The sequence below is a fragment of the Paraeggerthella sp. genome (assembly GCF_048427265.1).
In the GTDB taxonomy this organism is placed as follows: Bacteria; Actinomycetota; Coriobacteriia; order Coriobacteriales; family Eggerthellaceae; genus Paraeggerthella; species Paraeggerthella hominis.
Genome location: NZ_DBFOSR010000067.1, coordinates 21073 through 27072 on the forward strand (window position 1 = coordinate 21073; position 6000 = coordinate 27072).

The window sequence follows — 6000 nt, forward strand, 5'->3', positions numbered from 1 at the left end:
GGTGGCGGAGTCGCCCGGGGAGCGCAGACCCGCGATTTTATGCCCGCACACGAGGATGCGGGGCCACCCTAACGAGAAAGACCCCCCACGACACCCCAACCCGCACGAGCAATGAAAGAAATCAGCCTTCGAACACAAGCGAATGAGCCCGGTTCATCCTTCGGGAGGGATGCGCGACCACGACCGAAAGAGCGACCATGGAACAACCATCGCACCGAGGCGCGCTTGCTTGCCCACTGCAGCAGGCGGCGCTCGACGCACTCACGATAGGAGCCGCAATGTACGAGGAGCTGTACGAAGACATCCCCGATGTTCAAAAGTACTGGGAAAGGCTGGAGATGGAACAGCCCGAGCTGCCGCTGTCGAAAAGCGACTTGGACCGCATGATCCTAGCGCACCAAAGCCGCATCCCTTTCGAGAACCTGGACGCATGCGACTACCATCGCCCTGTTTCGTTGGGCATACCCGACATATTCGACAAGGTTGTAGTCGGACGGCGCGGCGGCTACTGCTTCGAACTGAACGCCCTGTTCAACGCATTGCTCAAGCACATGGGCGTTGAAACGTCGCCTTGCTTGGGACGCAGCCTGAAAGACCGGGGCTACGTCTACCCCATCCTGCACCGGGGCACGATCGCACGCGTAGAAGGACAGCGATACATCGCGGAAGTCGGCTACGGCGGGCCTTCGCCGGCATGCGCCATCCCCCTTGTCGATGGCGCGGAGGTCGAATGGTGCGGGCAGGCGTTTCGCGTCGAACTGCACGATTCGTGCTGGTGGCACCTCGTATACTGCGGGAACGCAGCGAAAAGGCGGCGCGGCGACGCAACGGAAACGCCTGCGTTCGCCCTGCTTGACGCACCGATAGCCCTGACCGATTTCGTGCCGCTTTCCCATTACTGCTCCACGCATCCCGATTCCATGTTCACGCAGCAAAGGTTGATCAACCGTCGGACCGAAAACGGGAACGTGTCCATCACCGCAAACACGTTCACCCAGGTGACGCCCGAGGGCAAGGAGACGAAAGCCGTCGATTCCGAAGACATGTTCCGGGCGCTTTTAGAAGAGCACTTCGGCATCGTGCTGCCTGGCTAGCAAAGCGCCTCGCGAGCAACGGCGAATCGAGTCGCCCCTTCGGGAAACAGAGCGTGCCCGCGCCGTCATCGGGAGTCACGCAATTCCCGATGCGGCCCCCAGCGGGCACGAAATCGCGGGTCTGCGCTGCACGAAACGACCTGCGGGGCGCGCCGTGTCGCGCACATGCACGAGAACCCCAGGTCAGAGAGCAGGCAGTCGCGGGCGGCGCGGCAACGAAGCTATCCGGGGAGCGCAGACCCGCGATTTCGTGCCCGCGCGAGGGGAAGGCGAGACGGTCGAAGCCGGACGGGCCGGCAAAAGAGCCGCCGCCACCCGACCGAGAGGGCGGCAAGCCGCCCCTTCCCCGTCCGCAAACCCTCTATCCCTGGAACAACGCCAAGAAGCGATCCCACAGCGTCGGCTCGGCCTTCGACTCCTCTTCCTGCGGCGCCTCGGGCTTCTCGATGGCCGCCGTGGACATCACGAACTGCACGGCAGCAACGTTCTTGTTGTCAGGCGACACGAACGACACCGGGTCGAATTCGGGGAAATCGAATTCCGCGGTCATCTCCTCGATCTGCTTGCGCATGGTTTCCGGCAGCGTGATCGTGGTCGCATTGAGCTGGCCCAACCCGCCGCTCAGCGAGCCCGCGCCTCCCGAAAGCTGGCGTGCGCCACCCGCAAGCGACGACGTTCCGGACTCGAGATCGCCATAGCTGGCAGCCAGAGCCGACACGCCAGAGGTGTACTGCACCAAGCCGTCGTGGAACTGGCCGTACGAAGCAGGCAGCTGAGACAACCCCTCGACCACCTGCACCAGCTGGTCAACGCGCCCGTCGGCTACGGCCGCATCCAGCAGCTTGGCAGCGGCGCGCAACGCAGCTACCTGCTGGTCGAGCGCGACCGCGGAGGCAGACAGCGCATTGTCGGCATCGTCGAACGCCGGCTTCCCTTCGACGTACGCCGTTTTGACCGCCTGAGCAGCCTCGTACACCGACAGAAGCTTCTGCACGGTTTCAGCTTGGGAGGAATCGCCCTTGACGTATTCCTTCAACGAATCGATCTGACCTTGCGTCGGAGCATTCGCCAACAGCCCCCCGATCGCCCCATCGAGCGCCGTCATGGCCTGGGAATACTCCTGCTGCACCGCATGCGCTTGCCGAGCAAGCACCTCGAGTCCGTCCGCTATCTGGTCGATCGCGTCCGGAAGCTGCTTGAGCTGCTCAAGCTGGGCGGGATCGATCTTCGACAACGCCGCGGACATGGCATCGAACGCGGTCTTGATCTGGCTCGAGGCTTCCACAAGCGCACCCGAAGACGAGTCGAGCTGCGCCAAACCTTGCCCGAACGACGTCGCGCCCGACGAAAGCCCTTGAACGCCGCTCGACAGTGCGCTCGCGCCCGAAGCCAGCGACGACGCTCCCGCCGCAAGCTGGCTCACGGCATCGGACAAACTGGTCATGCCGTCCGCCATGCCGCTCGTGTCCGGCATCTCAATAACCGAGGAATACGGCAGCGCGGCTATTTGCGCACCCGCCATACGGAAATCCTTCACCTGGGCCTTCAACTCGAAGTCACCATCATGGCCAGGCAGAACGGTGAACGCTGCCGTGGTGTCTTGGCCCGCGCTTGCCACCGTGGCCCCCTCGGCCGTCACGTCGGATGCCACAGCCCCCGGCAGCGTAAACGTGATCTGCATCATGAAGCTGTCGTAGAACGCCGGGGGAACCGCATCGTTTCGCGCAGTGCTCACCCGGATGGACAAGGCCCCTGACGCGCCGGCCAGCTGATCGGCCGGCACGGTTTTGCCGTCCAGCTTGTATTCAAGCGACACGCGCCAGGGCAGCGCCGTCCGCGCCGCGTCGCCCTGGTAGAAGAACGCGCCCTCACCCGCCTCGAACACGGTGGCGTTGCCCTGGCGCTTCAGATCCGCCTGGTTGGTCAGGTTCTGCACCGCCGTGTAATCGCCGTAGTCCGCGATCGATCCCGCACCCGTTACGTCGAAGCGATTGACCACGTACACCGCTTCCGGCTTCCCGCTTGCCGTCAGGTTCGCGTACACCACCTCGGACTTCCGATACGTTGCGGTGGAAGCCGGCTGCGCCGATGCGCCGCTCGCCCCGGGCTCTTTCGCCGATTCGTCCTGGGCAAGCGCGAGCGCGCCGGGTACGCACGCCACCGACAAGGCAATGGTCAGCAGGGCCGCAAGGCCCGTGCGCATGCAGGGATGATTCCTCATGATTCGTCTCCTTCACTTGTATGGAGCACGGAAACGGAAGCGCCTCCAAGCGCGACCGAGGGATTCGAACAGCAAGCTTCCGATGCCGCAGACACGTCGCCCGCCGCGCCCTCTTGCGTTTTGGGCGCGAAGTTCGCACGCCAGGTGGTCCGGCGAATGGGGCCGTCAAGCAGCACGAGCAATGCCGGCAAGAAGCACGTGACCAGCGCAAACGACAGCAACGCACCGCGCGCGAGCAGCATGCCCAGGCTGGCAACCGCCGACATGGTGGACGAGAACGCCAGCGCGAACCCGGCTGTAGCCAGAATGCCCGCCGAAACCAGAAGCGACGGGAACGTCTCGCCCAAGGCCCGATACGCCGCTTTGCGCGCAGGAAGATTCTTGCGATGGGTCAGGTAGTGCGTGGTCAGCAGAATGGCGTAGTCGATGGTCGCTCCCAGCTGCACCGTGTTGATAACCAGGTATCCGATGAAGTTCACCGAATCGCCCGTGAAGTACGGGATGGACAGGTTGATCCAGATGCCCGACTCTATGGCCAACAGCAGCACCAGCGGCAGCAGCAGCGAACGGAACGTCACCAGCAGCACCAGCAGGATGGCCGTGAACGCCACCGCAGCAACCACCACGTTGTCAACGGCCACGATGTTCTTCATGTCGTACAAGTTCGCCGACTGCCCCGCCGTGTAGTACGTGCCGTAATGCGCAGCCGCCGTACGCTGAACGGCCTCGACCGTAGCGAAAGCCTCGCTGCTCTCCACGTCGGTGTCCGTATAAGCGATGATGCGCGCCCAATTCTGCGAGTAGAACTGATCCAGCACGCTCGCGCCCACGAAACCCTGCGGGATGGTCGCCCCTACGGTTGCCGCGTACGAGATGACGCTGGCCACGTTGTCGACCTTCGCCAAATCGGCCGAAAGCGCCGCTTCGGCGGCAACGTCGCCGCGCGGGACCAGCACCACCACCGCGTTCTGCTGACCGAACTCGTCTTGGATCATGAGCGTGTCGGCCCCTGCGCGCAAATTCGGATCAGGCTCGCTGTTCTGGTAGGTGAACACGGTATGGGCCTGGCCCAAATACGCCGGCACCACCAGCGCAAGCACCAACACGAGCGCCGGCACGCGCACCTTCGCCAGCACGCGCCCCACGTTGCGAAACGAGGGCAGCAAGGGCCGGTGCGCCGTCTTGTCGATAAGCTTGTACAGCGAAAGCGTGAGGGCCGGCAGGAACATCATGACCGTGAAGAAGCTGAACACGATGCCCTTGACCAGGTTGATGCCCAGATCGGCGCCGATTTGGAACTGCATGAACGACAGCGCCATAAATCCGAAAAGCGTGGTGACGGCGCTTGCGGCGATCGTGGACAGCGACGTGCGCATAGCCACGGCCATCGCACGCTCGGGAGTAGGCTGAAGAGCCCGCTCGGCCGCGAAAGCGTGCAGCAGGAAAATGGCGTAGTCCAGCGAAACCGCCAGCTGCAAGATGGGGCTCACCGAAAACGTGATGAACGACACCTGGCCGAACACGATGTTCGTACCCATATTGATGATGATAGACACGCCGATGGCCGCAAGAAACAGCACCGGCTCGATCCAAGACCGAGTGGAAAGAACCAGCAGCAGCACGATGATGGGAACCAGGACCAGCGCGGCTTTTCCGGTTTCCTCGCCCGTACTGGCCGTGGTCTGCGCCGTATCGGAGGCTTCGCCCGACACTGCGTTTCCCGGCCCCGCCTCGTCCACCAGCGCACGCAGCGCGGGAACGGCCCGACCCTCGAAGCCTTCGGCAACCGCCACTTGGAACAGAGCTGCGCCATGGCGGTAGTACGTTTCGACCAGCGACGGATCGGCCATTTCCAGCGGCGTTGCCACATCCATGACGTCGTCGAGCCACATAACGGACTCCACACCGTCAACAGCGGCGATCTTGCTCTTAAGTTCGAGGGCCTGCGCCACGGACACGTCGTGCACCAGCACGTTCGCATTCGGAACAGCCTGGGCGAATTCCGTGCTCATGATTTCCACGGCGGTGGTCGATTGGGCTTCGTCCGGCAGATAGTCGACCATGTCGTAGTTGACGCCGACGAACGGAATCATGGCCGCACACACGATGGCGACGGTCACGAACGCCGCCACAACCGCTTTTCGGCGCGCGATGACGCCGTCTATGATGCGGTCCGTACAATTCGTGCGTGTCATGAGGGGAATCCCGTTCGCCTTGATGCCGTTTCGTACTTCGAATAATACCCAACACCAGGTGGGGAAACAACCAACAAGCGCGCGACGATGCGCTCGCGCCCCGACGAGCTACCGCACAAGCAGGGCAGCCAGCCGTTCAACCTGGTCAAAACGAAGTCGCAACCCTTCCCGCACGTAGCGGTCGAACGAGCCGAACGCGTTGTCCACTTCCGCGAAGAACGCGTCCAGGTACGCCGGTCGCGCCTCGAGAAACGACTGGAGGATCGCACGCTCCCCGTCGGTCATGCCCGCGCCGAGCGATGCGGCCTCCGCGCGCATGGACGCGGCGTTCACCTGATTCGTTGCCAGGTAGTCGGCCATGACGTCGTCGGGATGGACTCCCGATGCGCGCAGCAGCACGGCGCAGAGCACACCGGTGCGGTCCTTGCCGTTCACGCAGTGCACCAGCGCAGGAACGCCCTCCGCGGCAATCGATCGCAGCGCCGTGCCG

The 6000-nt window shown here is 63.5% G+C and carries 4 protein-coding genes; 1 reads left to right on the top strand and 3 read right to left on the bottom strand.

Features of this window, described 5'->3' with window-relative positions; translation table 11 throughout:
* Positions 1-197: 197 nt before the first annotated feature.
* Positions 198-1094, top strand: coding sequence for an arylamine N-acetyltransferase family protein (locus ACMNI9_RS06485; RefSeq protein ID WP_418831293.1), 897 nt, complete (start codon positions 198-200; stop codon positions 1092-1094).
* Positions 1095-1455: 361 nt separating this feature from the next.
* On the opposite strand, the gene ACMNI9_RS06490 is transcribed toward ACMNI9_RS06485, so the two are convergent.
* The 3 genes from ACMNI9_RS06490 to ACMNI9_RS06500 form a co-directional block, all read right to left on the bottom strand.
* Positions 1456-3315, bottom strand: a complete 1860-nt coding sequence (locus ACMNI9_RS06490; protein WP_418831294.1) for a hypothetical protein — start codon at positions 3313-3315, stop codon at positions 1456-1458.
* Positions 3312-5510, bottom strand: coding sequence for an efflux RND transporter permease subunit (locus ACMNI9_RS06495; RefSeq protein WP_418831295.1), 2199 nt, complete (start codon positions 5508-5510; stop codon positions 3312-3314). Before ACMNI9_RS06495 ends, ACMNI9_RS06490 begins: the two co-directional genes overlap by 4 nt.
* 108 nt (positions 5511-5618) lie before the next feature.
* A partial coding sequence (locus ACMNI9_RS06500) for a tyrosine-protein phosphatase (RefSeq protein ID WP_418831296.1) occupies positions 5619-6000 on the bottom strand: 382 nt, incomplete at its 5' end.

Bases quoted from the DNA above. Each gene is read 5' to 3' on its own strand.
- ACMNI9_RS06485 (WP_418831293.1), top strand. From the start codon at position 198: ATGGAACAACCATCGCACCGAGGCGCGCTTGCTTGCCCACTGCAGCAG.
- ACMNI9_RS06490 (WP_418831294.1), bottom strand. From the start codon at position 3,315: ATGAGGAATCATCCCTGCATGCGCACGGGCCTTGCGGCCCTGCTGACC.
- ACMNI9_RS06495 (WP_418831295.1), bottom strand. From the start codon at position 5,510: ATGACACGCACGAATTGTACGGACCGCATCATAGACGGCGTCATCGCG.